The 24,517-nt window shown below is 66.6% G+C and carries 17 protein-coding genes; 6 read left to right on the top strand and 11 right to left on the bottom strand.

What is annotated here, in order from left to right:
* Nucleotides 1–94 precede the first annotated feature (94 nt).
* Nucleotides 95–544, top strand: coding sequence for an NUDIX hydrolase (locus tag BGO20_RS02540; RefSeq protein WP_291663165.1), 450 nt, complete (start codon nt 95–97; stop codon nt 542–544).
* Between the two features lie 504 nt (nt 545–1,048).
* Here BGO20_RS02540 and arr read toward each other — a convergent pair.
* Nucleotides 1,049–1,462, bottom strand: a complete 414-nt coding sequence (gene arr, locus BGO20_RS02535) for an NAD(+)--rifampin ADP-ribosyltransferase (protein WP_291663163.1) — start codon at nt 1,460–1,462, stop codon at nt 1,049–1,051.
* A 224-nt stretch (nt 1,463–1,686) separates the two neighbouring features.
* On the opposite strand from arr, the gene BGO20_RS02530 reads away from it, so the two are divergent.
* Both BGO20_RS02530 and BGO20_RS02525 read left to right on the top strand, forming a co-directional pair.
* Nucleotides 1,687–2,184: a GNAT family N-acetyltransferase gene (locus tag BGO20_RS02530; RefSeq protein ID WP_291663162.1), complete on the top strand. Its 498-nt coding sequence runs from the start codon at nt 1,687–1,689 to the stop codon at nt 2,182–2,184.
* Nucleotides 2,185–2,401: 217 nt separating this feature from the next.
* On the top strand, nt 2,402–3,913 hold the full coding sequence (locus BGO20_RS02525; protein WP_291663161.1) for a hypothetical protein: 1,512 nt from the start codon (nt 2,402–2,404) through the stop codon (nt 3,911–3,913).
* Between the two features lie 30 nt (nt 3,914–3,943).
* On the opposite strand, the gene uvrB is transcribed toward BGO20_RS02525, so the two are convergent.
* On the bottom strand, nt 3,944–6,655 hold the full coding sequence (gene uvrB, locus BGO20_RS02520) for an excinuclease ABC subunit UvrB (protein WP_291663160.1): 2,712 nt from the start codon (nt 6,653–6,655) through the stop codon (nt 3,944–3,946).
* A 141-nt stretch (nt 6,656–6,796) separates the two neighbouring features.
* On the opposite strand from uvrB, the gene BGO20_RS02515 reads away from it, so the two are divergent.
* Entirely contained in the window at nt 6,797–10,240 is a 3,444-nt protein-coding gene (locus tag BGO20_RS02515; protein WP_291663159.1) for a class I SAM-dependent DNA methyltransferase, read from the top strand.
* Nucleotides 10,241–10,300: 60 nt separating this feature from the next.
* Here the strand turns inward: BGO20_RS02515 and BGO20_RS02510 are convergent, their stop codons facing one another.
* From BGO20_RS02510 to BGO20_RS02470, 9 genes are all read right to left on the bottom strand, one after another.
* Complete coding sequence (locus BGO20_RS02510) at nt 10,301–10,522, bottom strand: hypervirulence associated TUDOR domain-containing protein (RefSeq protein ID WP_291663158.1); 222 nt, start codon at nt 10,520–10,522, stop codon at nt 10,301–10,303.
* Nucleotides 10,523–10,557: 35 nt separating this feature from the next.
* Nucleotides 10,558–11,817 carry a TIGR03862 family flavoprotein gene (locus BGO20_RS02505; protein ID WP_291663157.1) on the bottom strand — a complete coding sequence of 420 codons (1,260 nt, stop codon included), beginning with the start codon at nt 11,815–11,817 and terminating at the stop codon, nt 10,558–10,560.
* A 131-nt stretch (nt 11,818–11,948) separates the two neighbouring features.
* Complete coding sequence (locus BGO20_RS02500) at nt 11,949–13,676, bottom strand: Na/Pi cotransporter family protein (protein WP_291663156.1); 1,728 nt, start codon at nt 13,674–13,676, stop codon at nt 11,949–11,951.
* Between the two features lie 160 nt (nt 13,677–13,836).
* Nucleotides 13,837–14,904, bottom strand: coding sequence for an ABC transporter ATP-binding protein (locus BGO20_RS02495; protein ID WP_465245983.1), 1,068 nt, complete (start codon nt 14,902–14,904; stop codon nt 13,837–13,839).
* Complete coding sequence (locus tag BGO20_RS02490; RefSeq protein WP_291663155.1) at nt 14,901–17,141, bottom strand: ABC transporter permease; 2,241 nt, start codon at nt 17,139–17,141, stop codon at nt 14,901–14,903. Before BGO20_RS02490 ends, BGO20_RS02495 begins: the two co-directional genes overlap by 4 nt.
* Before the next feature lie 267 nt (nt 17,142–17,408).
* Nucleotides 17,409–18,446 (bottom strand): ABC transporter substrate-binding protein, encoded by a 1,038-nt coding sequence (locus BGO20_RS02485; RefSeq protein ID WP_440141980.1) that lies wholly within the window; start codon nt 18,444–18,446, stop codon nt 17,409–17,411.
* Between the two features lie 104 nt (nt 18,447–18,550).
* Complete coding sequence (locus BGO20_RS02480; RefSeq protein ID WP_291663154.1) at nt 18,551–19,333, bottom strand: inositol monophosphatase family protein; 783 nt, start codon at nt 19,331–19,333, stop codon at nt 18,551–18,553.
* On the bottom strand, nt 19,333–20,331 hold the full coding sequence (gene iolG, locus BGO20_RS02475; protein ID WP_291663153.1) for an inositol 2-dehydrogenase: 999 nt from the start codon (nt 20,329–20,331) through the stop codon (nt 19,333–19,335). The genes BGO20_RS02480 and iolG overlap by 1 nt, the downstream gene beginning before the upstream one ends.
* A 60-nt stretch (nt 20,332–20,391) precedes the next feature.
* Nucleotides 20,392–21,192, bottom strand: coding sequence for an SDR family oxidoreductase (locus tag BGO20_RS02470; protein WP_291663152.1), 801 nt, complete (start codon nt 21,190–21,192; stop codon nt 20,392–20,394).
* 337 nt (nt 21,193–21,529) lie between these two features.
* Between BGO20_RS02470 and purU the strand changes: the two genes are divergently transcribed.
* On the top strand, nt 21,530–22,393 hold the full coding sequence (gene purU / locus BGO20_RS02465) for a formyltetrahydrofolate deformylase (RefSeq protein WP_291663151.1): 864 nt from the start codon (nt 21,530–21,532) through the stop codon (nt 22,391–22,393).
* Between the two features lie 212 nt (nt 22,394–22,605).
* Nucleotides 22,606–24,393, top strand: coding sequence for a peptide ABC transporter substrate-binding protein (locus tag BGO20_RS02460; RefSeq protein ID WP_291663150.1), 1,788 nt, complete (start codon nt 22,606–22,608; stop codon nt 24,391–24,393).
* Nucleotides 24,394–24,517 lie beyond the last annotated feature (124 nt).

Genomic DNA, 24,517 nt, shown 5'->3' with positions numbered 1-24,517 from the left:
TTTTTGCGATCCGATGCAATATTTATTCGTTCCGGCGGCCGGACTGATTCGGCGCCGGACGAAGCTGCCGCCCGGAAAGGACCACCCAGCGCCGATGAAGAAGGCCAAGCGGAAAACGGGAGAGAAGCGGTCGCAGATCGCTGCGATGCCGATCCGCCGCGCTGCCGACGGCTCGACGGAGATCCTGCTGGTGACCTCGCGGACGACGCGCCGCTGGATCGTGCCCAAGGGCTGGCCGATGAAGGGCGTCAAGGACCGCGACGCCGCCGCGCGCGAGGCCTATGAGGAGGCCGGCGTGGTCGGCCGCGTCAGCGAGAAGCCGGCCGGGCGCTACAGCTACTGGAAGCGGATGAGCGACCATTTCACCCTGTGCGAGGTGAAGCTCTACCTGCTCGAGGTCGAGAAGCAGCTCGACGCCTTCCGCGAACAGCACCAGCGCGACCTGCACTGGTTCAAGCTCGCCGACGCCGCCGACATCGTCGACGAGCCCGAGCTCAGCACCGCCCTGCGCAAGCTCGAAGGCCGGGTCTCGCTCGCGGCCTGAGCGGCGCGGCGCCCGGACGACATTTCCTTGCCGCAAGCGCCTTCGCCCGCCCGCGCCGGGGCGCGTTCGGCTGTCATGAGGGGCAGCGGAGCGCCGCGAGGCGCAAGGGTCTAGGGCCGCTTCCATTGAGCCAGGATGCGGCGCGGAAGGATTGAGCCACCCTCCGCACGCCCCGTGGCGCTCCGCCTGCCGGCGTTCTTAAGTCTTCGGGCCGCGCTTATACGGCCGGGCCGGTCGGGAGCTGCGGGTCCGGGCGCCAGTTCCCCTCATCGGGTTGTCGCGCCCTCGCTTACGCAATCCGTCACGGCCGAGCCTTCCAGCGAGCTCCTCGCACAGGGATCGTAATGTCCCCAGGGCGGTGCCCCGAAGCCTCCCGGGAGTGGGTCGTAACCCCACCCGCAGGCGCCGCCCCCGCCCCCACCAACGGCATACCTCCGGATGGCTGCCCCTCGGGGACGAGGTGCGGCGATCATAGGCGCGGCGGAAGGAGCGGGGACAAGTTTCTCAGTCGATGATCTCGGCGCCTTCGGCGATCAGCCGGGCGACGTTCTCCCGCATCTGCCGCAGCTGCTCCGGCGGATGGCCCTGCCAGTCCGTCACCTCGCCGACGACCCGCAGCGGCTGCTGCGAGCGATAGGAGCGCGTCGGATTGCCGGGAAACTTCTTGTCGGTCAGGTTGGGATCGTCGACGAAGGCCCCGGTCGGCTCGACGATGTAGATGCGCTGCTGCCCGGCGCCGCGGGCGAGCTCCGCGCCCCAGATCGCGGCATCGAGCGTGGCGGTGAAATAGACCCAGGAGAGCGGCCGGCCCTCCCGGAAATTCGAGCCATGGCCGACGACGATCAGGTCTCCGGTTTTTAGGTCGGCGCGGGTGCCGTGGTAGAAGCGCTGCGGCAGGGTGGTTTCAACGGTCGACATGGGCTTGCTCCCTTGGGTCGAATCGGGGGCAGCCTTCATGGACCAGCCCCCCCGGCTTGCCGCAAGCCCCGTCCCGGGTTAGACGATGATGGTGGCAGGGACCGACCGTGCCGCCCTCCCCGACAATCCCGGCAGGCCGATCCTGCGCAATGGCTTGCGCGCGGGCTGCCGCAGGCGGTGCGGCCGGGCCGGCGGCATGGCATCGCGCCGGTTCAGGAGACCGCATGCAAATCCGCCCCGAGCAGCCCGCCGATTCCGACGCCATCCGCGCCCTGACCACGGAGGCCTTCGCGACGGCGCCGCATAGCAGCGGCACCGAAGCGGCGATCGTCGACGGCCTGCGCGCGGCCGGGGCGCTGACGCTCTCGCTCGTCGCGGTCGAAAACGGAGGGATCGTCGGCCATGTCGCCTTCTCGCCGGTGACGATCGACGGGGCGGAGCGCGGCTGGTTCGGGCTCGGGCCGGTCTCGGTGCGGCCGGGCCGGCAGCGCGGCGGCATCGGCTCGGAGCTGATCCGCGAGGGCCTGCGGCGCCTGCGCGAAATGGGCGCCGCTGGCTGCGTCCTGCTCGGCGACCCCGCCTATTACGGCCGCTTCGGCTTCGCCAACGATCCGGCGCTGGTGCTGGAGGGCGTGCCGCCCGAGTACTTCATGCGCCTCGGTTTCGGCGCGGAGCTGCCGGCCGGCACGGTGCGCTATCACGCGGCTTTCGACGGAGCCTGAGCCCGGGATTCCAAACCTCCCGAACCGCGAGGACAACCCCTCTCCCATCCGGGAGAGGGGTTCTCCAGATTGACTTTCATTCTCCGCGTTAAGCAGAAAGAGATCGAGATCGCGAGCCCAACTCAAAGGCGGGAGCGCCTTAAGCGTATCGGATTCTTGCTCAAATCGTCCGAAGGCGTGATAAGTAGTAAAATTTCAGCACTGGGGAGTCACTAAGGTGAGGCAACAATCGCTTCAGACTATAACAAAAACTGCATCTGCATTGGGAGAAATTAACAATAGACTTCTTCAATCTCTTAATAATTTCACTGACGCCTCGTCTTCTCCATTTAACCTCAAGAAAATCATTCCAAACAAAGACAGCTCTACCGCGGACGTAATTTCTCGGATATTTTCCGCCATCGGCCTCGTTAATCAAGTTGAGAAATCTCAGAATGTTGACACAACACCGCTTCATTTCCTCGTCGAGTTAAATGCCTCGATCGCCGAATTGATATCTTCTGCTAATAACATCCTCTCCGCTGTCGATAACGTGAAGAGCAACGGCGGCTTGAACACGTTCAATTATGATAATTTTTATGCCTCTTCAACAAACGGGAACAGCATAGAGTTTCTTTCTTTGTTTCAGTCAATTTTTGATCGAACAGAGCTTCTACTTGAAAGAACATATAGAGCTATATTTGTTTTGAGGCCAAAGTCTGGCTATAGCTTCCAATCCGCTTCCTCCGCGATAACTACCATCGTCACTGAGGCGAGCGACACTCTAAAAGACGCGCGAAATTTGCAAAAACAGGCAATCACTCAAGAGCGAAATATATCCGAAAAACAATCCGCCGCCGAATCTGCTCTCGCGGATATAATTGAACTCAAGGATAAGTCTCGTTCTTCTGAGGCAGAAATTTCATCTTATCTAGGGAAAATAACGAATCATATTTCCGAAATTGACCCTATAGTCGAGTCAGCGAAGAGATTTGACCGTGATATAGCGTCTTACACGGAGCAATTTGTCGAGTTTCAAAAAAAGCTAGATAGCAGAAATCAGGCCGCGGCCGACGGAGAAACCCGCCTTAGAGCCCTCATTTCAGCCCTCGAAGCCAAAGATATGTCTGTCGATAATCTGATCGAAAAATCGACACAGATGTTGTCGTCCGCGACGGTTTCGGGTCTCGCCTCGAATTTTGATAAAATGCAGCGCAAACTGACCTCGGAATTATTCTGGGCTAGGTCAGCATTCTATGCCGGAATATTAATACTAATAATATCATCAATACCACTTATTGCATCGGTTACGGTTCCTATTGCAGTACCATTCCTAAAGATTCAATATCCATCAATTGCAGACGCATTGCAACAGGCCCAACCAATTCCACAAAATGTCTGGCAGTATCTCTCTCAAATATTTTCCCGAATCGCCATACTTATTCCCGCGGCATGGCTAGTGTCTTTTGCGGCGATCCGCCACTCGTCATTATTTCGTCTAAGAGAGCACTACGCCTACAAATACTCGATGGCCGTTGCGGTCGAAGGCTTCAAGAAGCAAGCACCTGAATACGAACAGGAAATTGCAGCACTTGTACTCGAACAGCTGGCGTTTAATCCAACAGATAAGCTGATTCCATCTAAAGACATAAAAGAAGGAAAGGCCCCCGGCTTAATCGCAGCATTTCTGTTGGAGAAGATCAGAAAACGGGCAGCGCAGGAGTCCGAACCTACGGATCGCGTGCACTAGAAGAGAGCAACGGGGTCCGAACTTATTCAGCTACCTCCGCCGCCGTCTCTCCCCCGCCCCCTTCGGCCGCGATTCCGGCACCGGGCCCATCTCGTCGAGTGTCGGCTTGCGCACCCGTGAGGTGCCCGTCAGCAGCGGGTTCGGCTTCTCGCCGGCTTTCGGCTTGGCCTCGCCGCCGCCCCAGTTATGCGGGCCCATGTCCTCGTCCGTCGGTTTGCGGGCGCGGGTCGGCGGCAGGTTGGCGCTGGAGCCGTAGCTGCGCTCGCCCTTGTACTTGCCGGCGGAGGCCTCGACATCGCCCTGCCGGGCGAGCGGATCGTCCGAGATCGCCAGCTCCGTCGCCTGCAGGCGCTTGATCTCGTCGCGCAGGCGGGCCGCCGTCTCGAATTCGAGATCGGCCGCGGCCTCGCGCATGCGCTTCTCGAGATCGGCGATCGCGGCCTTGAGGTTGTGGCCCGAGGCCGGCGCCACCAGCCCCTTGTCGACCGTGACATGGTCGCGCTCATAGACCGAGCCGAGGATGTCGCCGATGGCGCGCTTGATCGTCTGCGGCGTGATGCCGTGCTCGGCATTGTAGGCGAGCTGCTTCTCGCGGCGGCGGTTGGTCTCGGCCAGCGCCCGCTCCATCGAGCCGGTGACGTGGTCGGCATAGAGGATGACCTTGCCGTCGACGTTACGGGCGGCGCGGCCGATGGTCTGGATCAGCGAGGTCTCGGAGCGCAGGAAGCCCTCCTTGTCGGCGTCCAGGATGGCAACGAAGCCGCATTCGGGGATGTCGAGGCCCTCGCGCAGCAGGTTGATGCCGACCAGCACGTCGAAGGCGCCGAGGCGCAGGTCCCGGAGGATCTCGATGCGCTCGATCGTGTCGATGTCCGAGTGCATGTAGCGCACGCGCACGCCGTTCTCGTGCAGGTATTCGGTCAGGTCCTCGGCCATGCGCTTGGTCAGCACGGTGACAAGGGTGCGATAGCCCTTCTCGGTGACCTCCTTGACCTCGTCCAGCAGGTCCGCGACCTGATGCTTGGCGGGGCGGATCTCGACCGGCGGGTCGATCAGCCCGGTCGGGCGGATGACCTGCTCGGTGAAGACGCCGCCGGTCTGCTCCATCTCCCAGCCGCCGGGCGTGGCCGAGACATGCACCGACTGGGGCCGCATCGCGTCCCATTCCTCGAAGCGCAGCGGCCGGTTGTCCATGCAGGAGGGCAGGCGGAAGCCGTATTCGGCCAAAGTCGCCTTGCGGCGGAAGTCGCCCCGGTACATGCCGCCGATCTGCGGCACGGTGACATGGCTCTCGTCGGTGAAGACCAGGGCGTTGTCGGGCAGGTATTCGAACAGCGTCGGCGGCGGCTCGCCCGGCTTGCGGCCGGTGAGATAGCGCGAATAGTTCTCGATGCCGTTGCAGGAGCCGGTGGCCTCGATCATCTCGATGTCGAAGGTGCAGCGCTGGTCGAGCCGCTGCGCCTCCAGGAAGCGGCCCATTCGGTTGAGCTCGTCGAGGCGGGCCTTGAGCTCCTCCTTGATCGACTTCACCGCCTGCGTCAGCGTCGGGCGCGGCGTGGTGTAGTGCGAATTGCCGTAGACCTTGATGAATTCGAGCTCGCCGGTCTTCTGGCCGGTCAGCGGGTCGAACTCGGAGATCGACTCGACCTCGTCGCCGAACAGGCCGATGCGCCAGGCCCGGTCCTCATAGTGCGCCGGGTAGAGCTCGATGACGTCGCCGCGGACGCGAAACGTGCCGCGGGCGAAATCGTGCTGGGTGCGCTTGTACTGGAGCGCGACGAGATCGGCGATGAGCTGGCGCTGCTCGATGCGCTCGCCGAGCTTCACCGAGAAGGTCATCGCCGTATAGGTCTCGACCGAGCCGATACCGTAGATGCAGGAGACCGAGGCGACGATGATCACGTCGTCGCGTTCGAGCAGGGAGCGCGTCGCCGAGTGGCGCATGCGGTCGATCTGCTCGTTGATCGAGGATTCCTTCTCGATATAGGTGTCCGAGCGCGGGACATAGGCCTCCGGCTGGTAATAGTCGTAATAGGAGACGAAATACTCGACCGCGTTGTCGGGGAAGAAGCTCTTGAACTCCCCGTAGAGCTGCGCCGCCAGCGTCTTGTTCGGCGCGAGGATCAGCGCCGGGCGCTGCGTCTCCTCGATCACCTTGGCCATGGTGAAAGTTTTTCCGGAGCCGGTGACGCCGAGCAGCACCTGATCGCGCTCCTGCCGGCGGATGCCGTCGACGAGATCGGCGATCGCGGTGGGCTGGTCGCCCGAGGGGGAGAACTCCGACTTCATCTGAAAGCGGATGCCGCCTTCCGATTTCTCGGGGCGCTCCGGCCGGTGCGGCGTCCAGGGCTTGCCGGGCTGGATGAAGGGGCTGCCGGTCTCCAGCAGATGCTGCAGCGAGCTCGCCGTCGCGGCCGCCGCGCCCTCGGCGCCGATGAAGGCGCCATCCGCCTTCTTGGAGAGCTTGCGCTTGGGCCTCTCCTCGCCGCCCGGCCGTTCCAGCGCATAGCTCGGCTTCGATTCGTAGCCGGCCTGCGGCGTGTCCTTGAAGCCGGAGGCGCCACCCGGCACCGCCGTGCCGCGGTTGATCGCCGGGTTCAGCAGATCGGCGAGATAGCCTTCGAGCGGCTTCAGCTCGGGCTTGCTCGCCTTGGAATTCGGGGTGCGGGCCGAGGACGGCTTCTTCGCCGGGGATTTGGCAGCCTTCGGCCTGGTCGCGGTGGTGTCGGAGCTTTTCGGCATGGCCGCAATATGGGGCGGAACCGCCGGAGATGCGAGGGGGCAGGCCGGCGAGCCGGCGCGAATGATGACAGGAGTTGACAGGATTGAAATTCACAACCTATAGTTGCATAGATGCGGCTGCCACAACTCTGGAGCCGTTCCATGTCGGGGGGCATGCCTGCGCCGGCGGAGGATGACGTCGAGGCGTTCATCGGCCGCTGGCGCGTATCGGAGGGAGCGGAGCGCGCCGCCTATGCCCAGTTCCTGACCGAACTGTGCCGGCTGATCGGCGTCGAGGCGCCGCAGCCGCCGACCAGCGATGGCGCCGCGGTCAGCTATCGCTTCGAGTACCCGGTGCGCTTTCCCGACGGTGCGGGCGGGCACACCGCCGGACGGATCGACCTCTACAAGAAGGGCGCCTTCGTGCTGGAGGCGAAGCAGAGCCGCTGGAAGGGGCAGGCGAAGGAATTGCTGCCCGCCCGGGGCGCCCCGCCCTTCGCCGAGCCGGCCGGGCCGCGCGGACGGCGCGGCGCCGACCGCGCCTGGGACGTGCTGATGCTCAACGCCCGGCGCCAGGCCGAGGACTATGCCAAGGCGCTGCCGCCTTCGCATGGCTGGCCGCCCTTCCTGATCGTCTGCGATGTCGGCCACTGCTTCGAATTCTACGCCGACTTCACCGGGCAGGGTAAGAACTACGTCCAGTTCCCCGACCGGCAGAGCTACCGCGTCCATCTCGACGATCTGCGCGACGAGGCCGTGCGCCAGCGCCTCGCCGCGATCTGGAGCGATCCGCTCGCGCTCGATCCGGCGCGCCATGCCGCGCGCGTCACCCGCGCCATTGCCGAACGGCTGGCGGCGGTGTCGAAGGCGCTGGAACGCGACCATGATCCCGAGGAGGTGGCGCTGTTCCTGATGCGCTGCCTGTTCACGATGTTCGCCGAGGATGTCGGGCTGATCCGCAAGGATGCCTTCAAGACGCTGCTGCGCGACTGCCGCGACGATCCCGACTCCTTCCTGCCGCTGGTCTCGGAGCTGTGGCAGGCGATGGACAAGGGAACCTACTCGACCACGGTGCGCGAGCGCATGAAGCGCTTCAACGGCAAGCTCTACGAGGGGGCCAAGGTCTATCCGCTCGGCCGCGCGGAGATCGGCGAATTGCTCGCCGCCGCGGAGCACGACTGGAAGGAGGTCGAGCCTGCGATCTTCGGCACGCTGCTGGAACAGGCGCTCGACCCGCAGGAGCGGGCCAGGCTCGGTGCCCATTACACGCCGCGCGCCTATGTCGAGCGGCTGGTCGTCGAGACGGTGATCGGGCCGCTGCGAGAGGACTGGCGGGCGGTGCTCGGCGCCGCGCAGCAGGCGCGCGACGGCGGCGACGCGAAGAAGGCGCTGGCGCTGGTCGAGGGCTTTCACCGGACGCTGTGCGCGACGCGTGTGCTCGACCCGGCCTGCGGCACCGGGAATTTCCTCCATGTCTCGCAGGAGCTCATGAAGAAGCTGGAGGGCGAGGTACTCGATGCGGCGAGCGAGCTCGGCAGCGCCGAGACGCTCGGCGGCTTCGCCCGGCACGCGGTGGGGCCGCAGCAATTCCTCGGCATGGAGACCAATCGCAGAGCGGTCGCCATCGCCGATCTCGTGCTCTGGATCGGGCATCTGCAATGGCATTTCCGAACTCGCGGCTTCGCGCCCAGGGAACCGATCCTCGAGAAGCTCGACCACATCCACAAGCGCGACGCGGTGCTGACATGGGATGAGTGGCCCTTCTACGGCGTCCGCAACGGCCGGGAGGTCAGGCCCAACCCGCGCCGGCCGGACTGGCCGGTGGCGGAGTTCATCGTCGGCAACCCGCCCTTCATCGGCGGCAAGGATCTGCGCGCCCGGCTGGGCGCTTCCTATGCCGAAGCGCTTCGGGCGGCGCATCCGCAGATGAACGAAAGCGCCGATTTCGTGATGTACTGGTGGGACCGCGCCGCGGACATTCTGACACGGCCGGGCACAAAGCTGCGGCGCTTCGGCTTCGTCACCACCAATTCGATCACGCAGGTCTTCCAGCGGCGGACGGTCGAGCGGCATCTTGAAGGCGAGCGACCGCTCTCGCTGGTGCTGGCGATTCCCGACCACCCCTGGACGAAGACCGGAAAGGACGCCGCCGCCGTACGCATCGCCATGACGGTCGCGCAGGCCGGAAGCCATGACGGCAAGCTGCTGGAGGTCGTCTCGGAAGCCGAGCTCGACGGCGATCAGCCGCAGATCGGGCTTGCCGAGCGAGCCGGACGCATCCATGCCGATCTGACCGTCGGCGTCGACGCCACCCGCGCGGCGGCGCTGCGCGCCAATGCCGGGCTGTGTTCGCCGGGCGTCAAGCTGCACGGCGCCGGCTTCATCGTGACGCCTGCCGAAGCCGAGACTCTCGGGCTCGGCCGACGACCGGGACTGGAAGCCCATATCCGGCCCTATCGCAACGGGCGCGACCTGACCGAACGCCCCCGCGGTGCCCTGGCCATCGATCTCTTCGACCTCCCGGCCGAGGCCGTGCGCGAGCGCTTTCCGGAGATCTACCAGCATCTCATGCTAACGGTCCAAGGCGAGCGCGAAGCCCAGTTCCGGCGTTCGCCGACGAAGGATGCGGCCGCGTACCGCGCGGGCTGGTGGCTGTTCGGCAAGCCGAGGCAGGCATTGCGGCCTGCCCTGGCCCATCTCCAGCGCTACATCGTCACCGTCGAGACGGCGAAGCATCGCGTCTTCCAGTTCCTCGACGCCTCGATCCTGCCCGACAACATGCTGGTCGCCGTCGCCCTGTCGGACGCGTTCCATCTCGGCGTTCTCTCCTCGCGGTTCCACGTCGCCTGGGCCTTGCGCGCCGGTGGCCGCCTCGGCATCGGCAACGATCCCCGCTACTCGAAATCCCGCTGCTTCGACCCCTTTCCCTTTCCGGAGGCCAGCGAGGCTCAGAAGCAGGCGATCCGGCGGCCGGCGGAGGCGCTGGATGCGCTGCGCAAGCAGGTGCTGGCCGGGCATCCCGACCTCACGCTCACCAAGCTCTACAATGTGCGCGCGGCGATCCGCTCCCGCGGCAGCCTGAGCGCGCGCGAGGCGAGTGTCCGGGACCGCGGGCTCGCCCTCATCCTGGACGAGCATCACCAGGCCATCGACGACGCCGTCGCCGACGCCTATGGCTGGCCGGCCGGGCTGCCCGACGAAGAGGTGCTGGCACGTCTCGTGACCCTCAATCGCCAGCGCCGGCAGGACGAGGAGCGCAGGCAGGTCCGCTGGCTGCGGCCCGACTACCAGCGCCCGCGCCACGACAACGCGACGAGGAGCGGCGAGCATGAACAGGTCGAGGCGGAGATCCTGCCGGCGGTCCTGCAGGCTGCTGCCAAGCCCGCCTTTCCTCAGGATGCCGTGGACCGCGTCGCCGCGGTGCTCGGCGCGCTGGCCGGAGCAACCGCTCCGCTCGACGCCGGCAGCGTCGCGCTGCATTTCCGTCAGGGGCGAAAGGTCGAGCGTGCCGTGCGCGACATCCTGATCTCGCTGGCCCGCGTCGGTGAGATTTCCGCCGTCGAAACCGGCCGGCGCTTCGCCCGCAGGATCAGCGCCGCCGGCTGAGGCAGGTCGCGTCTTACGCAAGAGCCGGCCAAGCGAGCGGGGCCGCGCCGGCGACCGGCCTCAGCCGCGCCTTTCCAGCTCGCTATGCGACTTCAGGGCGTAGCCGCCCTTCGGCTGCGTCACCAGATAGGCCGGGTTCTCGTCCGAGGCATTGCGGCGCACGCGCGCGCCCTTGATGGTGCGGCTGACCGGGCGGGTGAAAACCTGCTCCACACGCCCGTAGGCGCGGTGCGCGCCCCAGCGCCACGTCACCTCGATCCCCGGCTCGAAAGGCTCGCTCATCCCTTGCTCCGCCATGCCGCCGTGCCGGTAACGCGTCAGTTCGCCCGCGGTTCGGCGGCAGACGCCCGGACCGCGCCTGCTCTCCGGTTCCCGCCGAGCCAGAGCGCGATGCCGCTCGCGGCCGCCATGCCGGTGGCGAAACTCGCCTGCAGCAGATAGCCACCGGTCGGCGCCTCCCAATCCAGCATCTCTCCGGCGACGAAGACGCCGGGCAGGCTCTTCAACATCAAGCCGGCATCGATCGCCTGACCCGCGACACCACCGGCGGTGGAAATGGCGCGCTCCAGCGGCATCGGCGCGCCGAGGCGGAGCGGCACCGCCTTCACCAGCGCCGCGAGCGCCGGTGGATCGGCCGGCAGAGCGGCTCCCGCCGCCTCGCGCAGCACCGCCACGGCTACGGGGGAAAGCCCTGCCGCCTTGCGCAGATGATTGCTCAGCGTCTCGCCCTTGCGGCGCCGCTCCAGCCGGGCGGCGAGCGCCTCGGCGGCGAGATCGGGCCGCAGATCGAGGTGCAGCGTTGCAAAGCCCTCGTGCAGCACGGCGTCGCGCAGCGGGCCGGACAGGGCATAGATCGCGCCGCCCTCGATGCCGCCCGCGTCGATCATGGCTTCGCCGGCTGCTGTCTCATCGGCGAAGCGGGCGACGATGCGCTTGAGCGGCTGGCCGGCGAAGCGCTCCCGCATCAGCGGCGACCAGGCGACGGTGAAGCCCGCATTGGCGGATGCCAGTGGCGAGATCGCGACGCCGCGCCGCGCCAGCAACGGCACCCAGCCGCCGTCGGAGCCGAGCCGCGGCCAGCTCGCACCGCCGAGCGCCAGCAAGCTCGCATCGGGGCGGATGCTTTCGGTTTCGCCGGAGGCGAGCCTGAAGGTCAGGGCGCCCGTCTCGTCCCAGCCGGTCCAGAGCCGGCCGGTCTCCAGCCTGACCCCCAGGCCCTCGAGCCGGCGCAGCCAGGCCCGCAGCAGCGGCGAGGCCTTCATCGCGCGCGGAAACACGCGGCCGCTGGAGCCGACAAAGGTCTCGGCACCGAGCCCGTCGGCCCAGTCGCGCAGGGCCTGCGGCGGGAAGGCGCGCAGCGCCGGCTCGAGCCAGCCGGCGGCCTCGCGATAGCGCGCCAGGAAGGCATCGAACGGTTCGGAATGGGTGAGGTTCAGCCCGCCGCGGCCCGCGAGCAGGAATTTGCGGGCCGGCGAGGCCATGCGTTCGTGGATCGTGACGCGATGCCCGTCGGCGGCCAGTCGCTCGGCGGCGAAGAGGCCTGCGGGGCCGGCGCCGATGATGGCGATGTCGGGCATGTTTTCCGCTGGCCTCTGGCGACGATGTCGTTTCCGCAGGGCTTGGCTTTAGACCGGCCTCTCATCCTGGGAAAGTCCGGCGGGAAGAGGCCCGCCATCGCCGCTTCCATCGGCGCCGCGGCGAACGGGCCTCATCCGCCCGAATGCGGGGCCGGGATCAGGACGGCAGGCATCTCGCGCTGCTCGGCCGCCGCCTTGGTGTCGCGCAGGCGGCTTTCGCGCAATTCGTTGGCGCTTTCCAGGATCGGATAGGCGATCGAGACGATGTGGCCGTGGATGCGCTTGAGATCGCGGATGATGTCGAGATGGATGGCACTGGTCTCGATCGATTCCGGCCGCCCCGAGCGCAGGCGCTGGAAATGGCTGTCGGCGGCCTGGCGCTCGGCCTCACGCATCGCGGCCTTGTCGGCGAAGAGCTGGCGGGCAAGCACGATGTCGCGCGTCGCGAAGACGTTGAGCGCCAGCGCCAGCGCCGAGGCGACGCGATGGTGGAAGTCACGGATCTCGGCCAGGCCCTCCGGCGAGAAGGTGTAGCGCTTGCGGATCTTCTTCTCGGCGAGCTCGCGCAGGTTCTTGTCGATGATGTCGCCGATATGCTCGAGATTGGTGATCAGGGTGATGATCTCGAACAGGCGGCGGCTCTCCTCCTCGGTCAACTCGTTGCGCGAGACCTTGACGAGATAGAGCTTGATCGACTCGTGGATGGTGTCGACCCCGTCATCGGCCTGGGCGATGGCGCGGGAGAGCTTGAGCTCGTCCTTCTCCAGCAGGGTCATGGTGTCGCGCAGCATGACCTCGACGCGGTCGCCGAGCCTGAGCGCCTCACGCATCGCACCGGCGAGCGCCTCGGTCGGGCTGTCGAGGGCGTTGGGATCGAGATAGCGCGGCGTCACCGCCTCGGATTTCTCCTCCCGGCCCGGCATGAAGCGCTCGACCAGCCGCGCGATCGGCCTGACGAAGGGCAGGAAGACCAGCGCGCCGACGAGATTCAACGCGACATGGAACTCGATGGCGAAGCGCGGGCCGGCCGTCGGCAAGCTGGTCAGCCAGTCGGCGAGCGGGCCGACGAAGGGCATGACCGCGAGCGCCAGCAGCAGGCGCGTCAGCAGATTGCCGACGGCGGCGCGGCGCTGGGAGGCGGGCGCGCCGAGCTGGTCCAGCACCGGGATCAGCGCATTGCCGAGATTGGCGCCGATCACCAGCGTCAGCGCCGTCGCGGGCGGGAACAGCCCGGAGGCGGCGAAGGTCGCGACCAGCAGGATCACCGCGATGCTGGAATGCACCATCCAGGTCGCGGCGATGGCGACGAGCACGGCCAGCAGCGGCTCGGAGCCGATGGCGCCGAGGATGACGCGGAAGGTCTGCGACTGCGCCAGCGGCGCGGCAGCCGTGTTGAGCTCGATCAGTGCGAGCAGGATCAGGCCGATGCCGACCAGCACGCGGCCGATGTTGCGCGGCCGCTCCATCGCCTCGCTCGACAGATACATCGCGACGCCGATGGCGACGCACAGGCCCCAGACCCAGCCGAGATCCATCGAGATGACGAAGGCGGCGAGCGCGGTGCCGAGATTGGCGCCGAGCAGTACCGCGAGCGCCATGGCCGAGCCGATCAGGGCCTGACCGGCGAAGGAGGAGACCAGCAGCGTCGTCGCCGTCGAGCTCTGCAGCACCATGGTCACCACGACGCCGCTGCCGAAGGCGGCGAAACGGTTGCGGGTGAAGCTCTGCAGGGCATGGCGAAGCTGCGAGCCGAAGGCGCGCATCGCCCCCGTTCGCACCAGCCTGACCGCCCAGATCAGCAGCGCGACGCCGCCGGCCAGATGGATCAGGATATTGGTTGCGCTCTCGCTGGTGGCCATTTCCGTGCGGTCTTTCCCCGATTCAGAGAGTGAGGCTAGGCGAAATCTATCAATTTTTGATTAGCCAACTCAACAGCTATATAGAGTGAAAGTGCTGAGAATGCGGCAGAATTTCTGCATTTGCCGCGTTCCCACGCGCTGTTTTGCCGTTCGATCGGGCTCAGGCGGGCGGAATCAGCGTCACGCCCGACGTCGCGAAGGAAACCGCCACGGGAGACCCCGGTTCCAGCAGGTCGCGGGCGCCATATTGCACCACGAAAAGCTCGCCGACCTCGGTCTCCACCAGGATGTCGAGGTGGTTGCCGAGATAGGCGCATTTGCGGATCGTGCCAGGCAGGGCGCCAGCCTCGCCGGCCGGCCCGAGCAGCAGCGCCTCCGGCCGGATCGCGACCCGCGCCGGGCCGGGGCCGAGGCCGCGCGCCGGCAACGAGAGCACGGCCGGGCCGATGCCGACCTCGGCGCGGCCGTCGGCAACGGACCTCACCGTGACGTCGACCAGGTTGGCGTCGCCGATGAAGTCGGCGACGAAGGCGTTGGCGGGCTGCTCGTAGAGCTCGCGCGGGGCGCCCTGCTGGGCGATCCGCGCATTCGACATCACGATGATGCGGTCGGAGACGGCGAGCGCCTCCTCCTGATCGTGGGTGACATAGGCCACGGTCAGGTCGAGGCCCTGCTGCAATTCGCGGATCTCCTCGCGGACGCGGCGGCGGAGTTTCGCATCGAGATTGGAGAGCGGCTCGTCGAAGAGCAGCACCTGCGGCTCCAGCACCAGTGCGCGGGCCACGGCGACGCGCTGCTGCTGGCCGCCGGACAACTCCGAAGGGTAGCGGCTCTCGAAGCCCTTGAGGCCGACCAGCGCCAGCTTCTCCAGCGCCATCTGCCTGGCCTGCTCCTTGCCGACCCCCTTCACGGTCGGGCCGTAGGCGGCGTTCTCGAGCACGCTCATATGCGGGAACAGCGCATAGGACTGGAACACCATCGAGACGTCGCGGTCGGCCGCCGAGAGCTTGGTCACGTCCTTGCCGCCGATCAGGATCTGCCCTTCGCTGGCGATTTCCAGCCCGGCGATCATGCGCAGGGTCGTGGTCTTGCCGCAGCCGGAGGGGCCGAGCAGCGTCACGAGCTGGCCCGGCTCGATGGTGAAGCTGACATTGTCGACGGCCGTCACCGTGCCGTAGCGCATCGAGACGTTGCGGAATTCGACGGAAGCGGATCCGGCCTTGGTCAACTTGCTGCTCCCTGGGTGATCGGGTCGGCGACCGAGCCGGACAATGCAACCTTCCCGGCCGCATTCCCGGCCCCGGTCTTGCGCCGGCCGAGCCTGCGCTCGCCGACGAGGAACTGGATGAGGGCGATACCGAGCGCCATGAACACGATCAGCACCGAGGAATAGGCGATGGCGAGACCGAACTCGCCGGCCTCGACGCGCCCGACGATATAGGCGGTGGAGAGGTTGTACTCGGCCGAGACCAGGAAGATCACAGCGCTGACCGCCGTCATCGAGCGCACGAAGGAATAGACCAGCGCCGAGACCAAAGCGGGCTTGAGCAGCGGCAGCACGACCCGCCAGAGCGTGGTGAAGCTGCGGGCCCGCAAGGTGGTCGAGGCCTCGTCCAGGCTCTTGTCGATCTGCGAGAGGCCGGCGATGCCGGAGCGCACGCCGACCGGCATGTTGCGGAAGACGAAGGCGATGACGAGGATCAGCCCGGTGCCGGTGATCTCGACCGGCGGCACGTTGAAGGCGAGGATATAGGCGACGCCGAGCACCGTGCCGGGGATGGCGAAGGAGAGCATCGTCGCGAATTCCAGCGTCGAGCGGCCGCGGAAGCGCTGGCGGGTCAGCAGATAGGCCGTCAGCAGGCCGATCAGCGCGGTCAGCGGCGCCGAGATCGCGGCAACCTTGATCGTGGTGAAGAAGGAGGACCAGGCCGAGCCCTCGAAGTAGAGGCCGTGGCTGAAGTCGATGGCGAAGCCGGTGCGGTAGTGCTCCAGCGTCGGCCTGTAGTCGCGGCCCATGTTGCGGACGAAGCCGCCGATGAAGATGACGATGTAGATGACCAGAGTCAGCGCCACCCAGGGCACGATCGCCGCCGTCGCGAGCCAGGAGACGCGGCGCGGCAGCGGGACGGGGAGGCCGGCATCGCCCTTGCCGGTGACCGTCGTGTACGACTTGCCGCCGAGCCAGCGCTGCTGGATCCAGAAGGCGCCGAGCGTGAAGGCCAGAAGGACGATGGCGAGCACCGCTGCCTGACCCTGGTTGTAGGAGGCGCCGACCACCGCGAAGAAGATCTTGGTCGAGAGCACCTCGAAATTGCCGGCGAGCACCAGCGGGTTGCCGAAGTCGGCCATGCTCTCGACGAAGCCGAGCAGGAAGGCATTGGCGATGCCGGGGCGCAGCAGCGGCCAGGTCACCGTGCGGAAGGTCTGCCAGCGCTTGGCGCCGAGCGTCTGCGAGGCTTCCTCGAGGCTTGGCGAGATGCCCTGCACCACGCCGATCAGCACGAGGAAGGCGATCGGCGCGAAGGCCAGCACCTGCGCCAGGAGCACGCCGGGCAGGCCGTAAAGCCAGCGCGAGCGCGGGATGTCGAACCATTCGTAGAGCAGGGTCGAGACCGCGCCGGCGCGCCCGAACAGCAGGATCAGCGCCAGGCCGATGACGAAGGGCGGGGTGATGATCGGCAGCACCGTCAGCGCTCGCATGATGCGTTTGCCCGGCATGCCGGTGCGCAGGATCAGGAGCGCGCAGGCCAGGCCGAGCAGCGTGGTGATGACGCCGCAGAGCACGGCGAGGATCAGCGTGTTCCAGGCGACGCCGCAATTGGTATTGCTGGTGACGCAGCCCAGCCCCCAGATCGCGGGATCGAAGAAGGCCTCGACGAAGGCGGCGGGCGCGAAGGCGCCGCTCTGGTCGACCAGCGCGCTTTTCAGGATGATCGCGACCGGGAAGAAGATGAAGATGCCGATCAGCAGGACGATCAGGCCGATCGTCGAAACGGTGAAGAGATCGCCGCGGCAGGCGCCGCGATAGGCAAGGCCATGGCAAAGCAGGAAGAGCAGGCAGAGCAGCGTCAGGAAGGCGCCGCCGCCGATGCCGCGCTGCGTCGCGCCGGCGCCGCCGAGCAGGGCCGCCAGCCAGGGAATGCCCTGATCCTTCAGCACGATGGCGAAGGCCTGGGCGAAGAACAGCAGCAGGCCGAGCACGCCGGCCCAGATCAGCACGCGGGCCGTGCGCCGACGGTCGCCGCTGCCCCAGAACAGGCTCGCAGCGACGAGCGCGAGGCCAGGCGGCAGCAGCCAGGGCGCCTGGCCCGAGAGCACGAGCGCCAGGGCCGTGCCGGCCTTGCCGAACGGGTATGCGGCGAGCCAGCCCCAATCCGCCAGCCCCATGCCCTCGACGAGGTACCAGGGCATCAGCGCGTAGCCGAGCCAGCCGATCAGCAGCACGAGTCGCGTCGCTGGCGCCATGGTCGCCCTGTCCTCACATTTCCTGTCGGCCCGAACCGGTTGCCCCGGCTTTCATGGCCCGGCCTTGGTGCTGCACCCGAACGTCCAGCGTCATCCCGAACGCGGCCCTCGGGTCCGATCCCCGATCGGCCCAAGGATGAACTCCGCGGAAATCCGGGAACCACGCCGGAGCGCATCCGACGGAGGTCCGGGCATGGACCCCGGGTCAGGCCCGGGATGACGGCGTGTTTCCGGGATCGTCCTGAAACACGCCGGAGAGACGCAGCCTTACTTCGGCAGCGCCTTGACTTCCTTGTCCCACTTGGCGAGCAGGCGGGTGCGCTCGGCCGAGGAGCCGTATTTCACGAAGTCGTAGTTGATCAGCTTCATCTGATCCATCTTGGGCGACTGCGGCGGCACCGGTGCGGCCTTGTTCGACGGCACCTGATAGGACTTCGCGGGAGCGGCAAGCGCCTGGGCGGCCGGGGTCAGGGCCCAGTCGTAGAACTTCTTGGCGTTCTCCAGATTGCGCGCGCCCTTGACGATCGACATCGAGCCGATCTCGTAGCCCGTGCCCTCGCAGGGCGCGACCGGCTTGATCGGGTCGCCCTGCACGGCGAAGACCACCGCGTCATGGATGAAGACGATGCCGACGGCGGTCTCGCCGAGGCTCGCGGCCTTGGCCGGCGCGGCGCCCGACTTGGTGTACTGGCTGACGTTCTTGTGCAGGGCCTTGAGATAGTCGAAGCCCTTGTCCTCGCCCATCAGCTGCACGACCGTGGCAAGCAGGTTATAGGCCGTGCCCGACGAGTTCGGATCGGCGACCTGCACGTCGTCCTTGAGCTTCGGGTTGAGCAGGTCGGCCCAGCATTTCGGCTCGGGGATGCCCTTGGCCTTGATCTGCTCGGTGTTGAAACCGAAGCCGAGCGCGCCCGCATAGATGCCGACCGAGCGGTGCTTGGCGGCCTTCCACTGGTCGATGGCCCAGCCGTGCAGCTCCTTGTTCATCGGCGATTCGTATTCGGTAGTCAGCCCTTCCTCGGCCGCCTGCAGATGCGGGTCGCCGGTGCCGCCCCACCAGATGTCGCCGCGGGGGTTGGAGGATTCCGCCTTGAGCTGGGCGTAGATCTCGCCCGCCGACTTGCGGGTCATCGCGACCTTGATGCCGGTTTCCTTCTCGAAGGCGTTCGACATGGCGCGGCACCATTCCTCCTGGACGCCGCAATACATGACGAGCGACCCTTGAGCGCGGGCCGGCGAGGCGGCGAAGGCCGCCGTTGCGAGCGCGGCGAAGAGCCCCGCCCTGAGCCAGGATTTGGACTGCATGGTAACCTCCCTGATCGAGTGGACCGGCTTCTGTCGTCCGGTTCTGCTGGTTGATGCGAAAGTGAAACGACCACGCGAAAAAGATCAACGAAATAACGCGCCGGCTAAGCGATTCCTGTGATCTCCCTCAGCGCCGGGGCCAGTGCCGGCGTGCAGCACAGGATCGGGTTGCCCTTCGCGATTCCTTCGCCAGCGAAGAAATCGTTCACGTATGCGCCGGCCTCGCTGGCGATGACGATGCCCGCCGCGACGTCCCAGGCGTTGATGTGGAGCTCAGCATAGCCCTCGCTCCAGCCGCAGGCGGTGTGGCAGAGGCCGAGCGTGCCGGAGCCGGCACGCTTGACGGCGGCGCCAGCCGCATAGCCGCGGCCGATCACCTCGAGATAGCGCTCGGCCGGCACGCGGGTCGACCAGCCGAGTTCGAAGGCGGCGCGGGCGACGTCGCTGGCGCCGGAAACCCTGATCGGCTCGCCGTTCAGCGTCGCGCCCGCCCCGCGGCGGGCGGCGTAGACCTCGCCGAGCGCCGGCGCCGCAACGATGCCGATCTCGGGCGTGCGATTCGCCAGGAAGCCGATCGAAATGCACCAGTTGCGGTCGCCATGGGCGAAATTCGCGGTGCCGTCGATCGGATCGAGAATCCAGACCGCATCGGACGGCTTGCCGCCGCCTTCCTCGCCGATGACGGAATCGTTCGGGAAGAGCGCGGAGAGGCGCCGGCGCAGGAATTCCTCGACCTTGCCATCGGCGACGGTCAGCCAGTCCTGCGCGCCCTTCATGGTGGTGCCGAGGGACTCGCGCTTGTTGAAATATCCCAGCGCCAGATGGCTCGCCTCGGTGGCGAGCCCGAGCGCCGCATAATAGCGCAGATCACGTTCCGCCGGGGTCATCACCTGTCTCCCAGATCGACGCGGACGGGCTGGCCGGTCCGGGCGGATTCGGTCGCGGCATCGGCGAGGATCTGCGCCTTGAGCCCGTCGAGCCCGGTCGGCGAGGCCGCTGCCTTGCCGCTGCAGGCGGCGATGAAGGCGTCGAGCTCGGCGCGGTAGGCGGCGGCATAGCGCTCCAGGAAGAAGTTCTGCACGGGGTCGGCGCGGAAGCCCTGCCCGGTCGCGATCTCGACGGTGGTCTCGTGGATATTGCCGGCGCGCAGCATGCCCTTCGAGCCGTGCACCTCGATGCGCTGATCGTAGCCATAGGTGGCGCGGCGGGAATTGGAGATCTGCGCGATCCTGCCCGAGGCCGTCTTCATCACAACGGCGGCGGTGTCGACATCGCCGGCCTCGCCGATCGCCTTGTCGACGAGGGCCGAGCCGAGCGCGAAGACCTCGACCGGCTCCTCGGCCAGGAGGAAGCGCGCCATGTCGAAATCATGGATCATCATGTCGCGGAAGAGCCCGCCCGAGCGCTTCACATAATCGACGGGCGGCGGAGTCGGATCGCGCGAGATCACCGTGACGATCTCGATCGCGCCGGCCTCGCCTTCGCGCAGACGCTTCTCCAGCGCAGCGAAATTGGGATCGAAGCGGCGGTTGAAGCCGATCATCAGCGGCTTGCCGGACTTCTCGACGGTGGCGAGGCAGCGGCGGATGCGGGCGGCGTCGAGATCGACCGGCTTCTCGCAGAACACGGCCTTGCCGGCGGAGACGGCCTGCTCGATCAGATCGGCATGGGTGTCGGTCGGGGTGCAGATCAACACGGCGTCGATCGCCGGATCGGCAAGGATCGCCTCCGCGCCGGTCGCCTTGGCTCCGGTCGCTGCGGCAAGCGCGGCGGCGGCCTCCGGCATGGCGTCGGTGACGGCGGCGAGCGCGGCATCGCCGCGCGCGGCGACGTTCAAACCGTGGATGCGCCCGATGCGGCCGGCGCCCAGCAATCCGATCTTCATGGTCGTCTTCAATCCCGTGATCTGCCTACCGGCCGTCCTGCCGCGATCCGCCTCGGCACGCTAGTCGTGCGCGCCGAGAATCGTCTGGTCGAAATCGATGTTGCTGCCGGTCATCAGCCCGGATTCGTCCGACGCGAGATAGGCCACGGCCTTGGCGACCTCGCGCGGGTCGATCAGGCGCCCGAAGGGCTGCGAGGCGTTGGCCTCGTCGAGCCAGCCATCCCTGGCATCGTGGCGCAGCTTCATGATCGCATCCTCGCCCGGGGTCGCCATCCAGCCGATATTGAGGCCGTTGACGCGGATGCGGTGCTTGAGCAGCCCATAGGCCGCGTTCTTCGTCAAAGCGGCCAGCGCCGCCTTCGAGACGCTGTAGGCGGAGAGGAAAGGCTGGCCGCCATGGGCCGACATCGACTGGATGTTGACGATGGCCCCGGGGATGTCCTGCCGGCGCATCAGGTCGGCGACGTCCTGCGTCAGGAAGAAGGGCGCGCGCAGGTTGACCGCCATGATGCGCTCGTAAAGCGCCGGCGTGGTGTCGAAGATGGTGCCGCGGTCGGTGTCGCCGGCCGCGTTGACGAGAATGTCGACATGGTTGAAGGCCGCCGCAGCGGCCGGGACGATCTGCCTGACAGCATCGAGATCGGCGAGATCGACCTGGTGGAACAGCGCCTCGCAGCCCTCGGCGCGCAGGCTCGCGGCGACGGCCTCGCCGCGCTCGCGGTTGCGCCCCGTCAGCAGGACGGCGCGCAGGCCGCGGGCGGCGAATTCGCGCGCGATCGCCTCGCCCAGCCCCTGGCTGCCGCCGGTGACGATCGCCACCCGCGCATCGAGTCCGCGGTTGAAGGTTGCGGTCTGCGGCACCTGCCGGCTCTCCCCTGAAATGGCAGGAATTTTTTAGTTTCCCACTTGTTGGAATAAATATTCCGTTTTCGCCCCCGCGAAGTCAAGCCGTTCCGCGCAGGACGGCGGGCCTCCCGCGCTTGACAAGCCGGCGCCCGCACGGTGTTGCAGGATTGCGGCCCGGCCCGGCCGCGCTGGAGCCCCTGCGATGCCCCCGACGGCACCGGCCGCAACGCTGCTTATCCCGGCCTGCGCAACGCCCGAGAGCGGGCGAGGTTGACGGCAGCGCGCCGCGCGCCGCCGACCCGCCGTCATGTCCCATTCCTGCCGAAGGGCCGCCGATACGGCGGCATCAGCCATGCTCGACCACAGCGCCATCCTGACCCTGTCCTGCCCCAACCGTCCCGGCATCGTCGCCGCCGTCTCGACGCTGCTCTTCGAGGCCGGCTGCAATATCCTCGACGCCCAACAGTTCGACGACACCGAGACCGACCGCTTCTTCATGCGCGTCCTGTTCAACCGGCTGGAGGGCGGCAGGCAGCATGACGCCATCGCCGCCGCGGTCACCGAGCTCGCCCAGCGCTTCGCCATGACGTTCAGCCTGCGCGAGGTGGCGCGGAAGAAGCGCGTGATGCTGCTGGTCTCGAAGTTCGACCACTGCCTCGCCGACCTGATCTATCGCTGGCGGATCGGCGAATTGCCGATGGAGATCACCGGCATCGTCTCGAACCACGCGCGCGAGCACATCGCCTCGACCGATCTCGGCGGCCTGCCGTTCCACCACCTGCCGACGACGCGCCAGAGCAAGCTGGATCAGGAGGCGCAGATCTGGCGGCTGATCGAGGAGACGCGGACCGACCTCGTCGTCCTCGCCCGCTACATGCAGATCCTGTCCGATGGATTTTCAGCCAGGCTCGCCGGGCGCTGCATCAATATTCATCACTCGTTCCTGCCCGGCTTCAAGGGCGCCAAGCCCTATCACCAGGCGCATGAGCGCGGGGTCAAGCTGATCGGCGCGACGGCGCATTATGTGACGCCCGATCTCGACGAAGGCCCGATCATCGAGCAGGACGTCGAGCGCATCTCGCATCGCGACACGCCCGAGGACCTGGTCCGCAAGGGCCGCGACATCGAACGCCGCGTGCTGGCGCGCGCCGTGCTCCACCATCTCGAGGACCGCGTGCTGCTCAATGGGCAGAAAACCGTCGTCTTCACCGGCTGATTCGCAAAAAATTGCGCAATTGGCGCATTCTTTGCAAAACACGGGATTGCACGGGGCCCCTGCTCTCCCCGGCGGGGGCAAAGCTGCCTAGAAACTGTGCGGCGCACAGTTGACGCCTTCGTTGGCCCATGCCTTGCTGGGGCAGCAACCAGAAGAAATGGCGCGCCCAGCGCTGGGGATGCTTTTTGTTTTTTTGAAGGTGGAGGCAATCGATGAATGAGCAGCAGATCCGCGGTCTCGTCGCGGATGTGAAGGACGGCACGCTGTCGCGACGTTCCTTCATCCAACGGATGGCCGCAGTCGGCATCGCTGCACCGATCGCGAGCCAGATCCTGGTCTGGAACGACGTGGCGATGGCCAATGCCACGCTGCCGTACAAGCCGACCAAGGCCGGCGGCGGCGGCCCGCTGAAGGTGCTGCTCTGGCAGGCGCCGACCCTGCTGAACCCGCATTTCGCCTCGGGCACCAAGGACCAGATCGCCTCGCGCATCTTCTACGAGCCGCTCGCCGGCTGGGACAAGGAAGGCAACCTGATCCCCTGTCTCGCTGCCGAGGTTCCGACCAAGGAGAACGGCGGGCTTTCCGCCGACGGCCTCAGCGTCACCTGGAAGCTGAAGCAGGGCGTGAAGTGGCATGACGGCAAGCCGTTCACGGCCGACGACGTCGTCTTCACCTGGGAATACGCCAAGGACCCGGCGACGGCCGCCTACACGACCGGCTCCTACAAGGACATCAAGGTCGAGAAGGTCAACGACCACGCCATCAAGGTGATCTTCGCCCAGCCGACGCCGTTCTGGGCCGACCCCTTCGTCGGCACCGTCGGCCAGATCCTGCCGAAGCATCGCTTCGCCGACTATGTCGGCGCCAAGTCGCGCGAGGCGCCCGACAACCTGAAACCGGTCGGAACGGGCCCCTACAAGTTCGTCGAGTTCAAGCCGGGCGACGTCCTGACCGGCGAGCGCAACACCGACTACCACATCAAGAACCAGCCCTTCTTCGACACGCTCGAGGTCAAGGGCGGCGGTGACGCGGTCTCGGCGGCGCGCGCCGTGCTGCAGACCGGCGAATACGACTACGCCTGGAACCTCCAGGTCGAGGACGAGGTCCTCAAGCGCATGGAGACCGGCGGACGCGGCAAGGTCAGCGCCGTTCCCGCGGGCGACATCGAGTTCATCATCCTGAACACGACCGATCCGTGGACCGAGGTCGACGGCGAGCGCTCCAGCGTCAAGACCAAGCACCCGACGCTGAGCGACCCCAAGGTGCGCGAGGCGATGAACTACCTGATCGACCGTGATTCGGTGCAGAAGTTCATCTACGGCCGCGGCGGCACCGCGACCGCGAGCTTCGTCAACGAGCCGAAGCGCTTCAAGTCGACCAAGCTGAAATACGAGTTCAACATCGAGAAGGCCAACAAGATCCTCGACGAGGCCGGCTGGAAGAAGGGCTCCGACGGCGTCCGCGAGAAGGACGGCAAGAAGCTCAAATACGTCTTCCAGACCTCGATCAACGCCCCGCGCCAGAAGACCCAGGCCATCATCAAGCAGGCCTGCCAGCGCGCCGGCATCGAACTCGAGCTGAAGTCGGTCACCGCCTCGGTGTTCTTCTCGTCGGATGTCGCCAACCCCGACACCTACACCAAGCTGTATGTCGACATGGAGATGTACACCACCACCCAGCCGCAGCCGGACCCGGAGCGCTTCCTCAACCAGTGCGTCTCCTGGGAAATCGCCAACAAGGAGAACAAGTGGCTGGGCCGTAACATCTCGCGCTACTCCGACCCGGCCGCCGACGAAGCCTACAAGGCCGCCCAGAAGGAGCTCGATCCGGCCAAGCGCGCCGCGCTGCTGATCAAGGTCAACGAGATCTTCTGCGAGGCCCACGTCCTCCTGCCGCTGCTCTCGCGCACCCGCGTGGCCGCGGCGGCGAACAACATCATGCACGATCATTCGGGCTGGGACGTCGACACCTGGAACCTCGCGGCCTGGTACCGCACCTGAGCCTCGAACGCCCTTCACCGGGGTCTTTCCCTGTGTGAAGGGCGACCGCACCGGCTTGCCCCGGCTGCCCGAAAAGGGCAGTTGGGCTAGCCGGTCGCAACCGGCGTTTGGTCAACGGCCTCGC

The sequence above is a fragment of the Allobosea sp. 67-29 genome (assembly GCF_001898115.1).
GTDB lineage: Bacteria > Pseudomonadota > Alphaproteobacteria > Rhizobiales > Beijerinckiaceae > Allobosea.
This window is presented reverse-complemented; position numbering and strand designations above follow the sequence as displayed.

Bases quoted from the DNA above. Each gene is read 5' to 3' on its own strand.
- BGO20_RS02540 (WP_291663165.1), top strand. From the start codon at position 95: ATGAAGAAGGCCAAGCGGAAAACGGGAGAGAAGCGGTCGCAGATCGCT.
- arr (WP_291663163.1), bottom strand. From the start codon at position 1,462: ATGTCGACCGTTGAAACCACCCTGCCGCAGCGCTTCTACCACGGCACC.
- BGO20_RS02530 (WP_291663162.1), top strand. From the start codon at position 1,687: ATGCAAATCCGCCCCGAGCAGCCCGCCGATTCCGACGCCATCCGCGCC.
- uvrB (WP_291663160.1), bottom strand. From the start codon at position 6,655: ATGCCGAAAAGCTCCGACACCACCGCGACCAGGCCGAAGGCTGCCAAA.
- BGO20_RS02515 (WP_291663159.1), top strand. From the start codon at position 6,797: ATGTCGGGGGGCATGCCTGCGCCGGCGGAGGATGACGTCGAGGCGTTC.
- BGO20_RS02510 (WP_291663158.1), bottom strand. From the start codon at position 10,522: ATGAGCGAGCCTTTCGAGCCGGGGATCGAGGTGACGTGGCGCTGGGGC.
- BGO20_RS02505 (WP_291663157.1), bottom strand. From the start codon at position 11,817: ATGCCCGACATCGCCATCATCGGCGCCGGCCCCGCAGGCCTCTTCGCC.
- BGO20_RS02500 (WP_291663156.1), bottom strand. From the start codon at position 13,676: ATGGCCACCAGCGAGAGCGCAACCAATATCCTGATCCATCTGGCCGGC.
- BGO20_RS02490 (WP_291663155.1), bottom strand. From the start codon at position 17,141: ATGGCGCCAGCGACGCGACTCGTGCTGCTGATCGGCTGGCTCGGCTAC.
- BGO20_RS02485 (WP_440141980.1), bottom strand. From the start codon at position 18,446: ATGCAGTCCAAATCCTGGCTCAGGGCGGGGCTCTTCGCCGCGCTCGCA.
- BGO20_RS02480 (WP_291663154.1), bottom strand. From the start codon at position 19,333: ATGACCCCGGCGGAACGTGATCTGCGCTATTATGCGGCGCTCGGGCTC.
- iolG (WP_291663153.1), bottom strand. From the start codon at position 20,331: ATGAAGATCGGATTGCTGGGCGCCGGCCGCATCGGGCGCATCCACGGT.
- purU (WP_291663151.1), top strand. From the start codon at position 21,530: ATGCTCGACCACAGCGCCATCCTGACCCTGTCCTGCCCCAACCGTCCC.
- BGO20_RS02460 (WP_291663150.1), top strand. From the start codon at position 22,606: ATGAATGAGCAGCAGATCCGCGGTCTCGTCGCGGATGTGAAGGACGGC.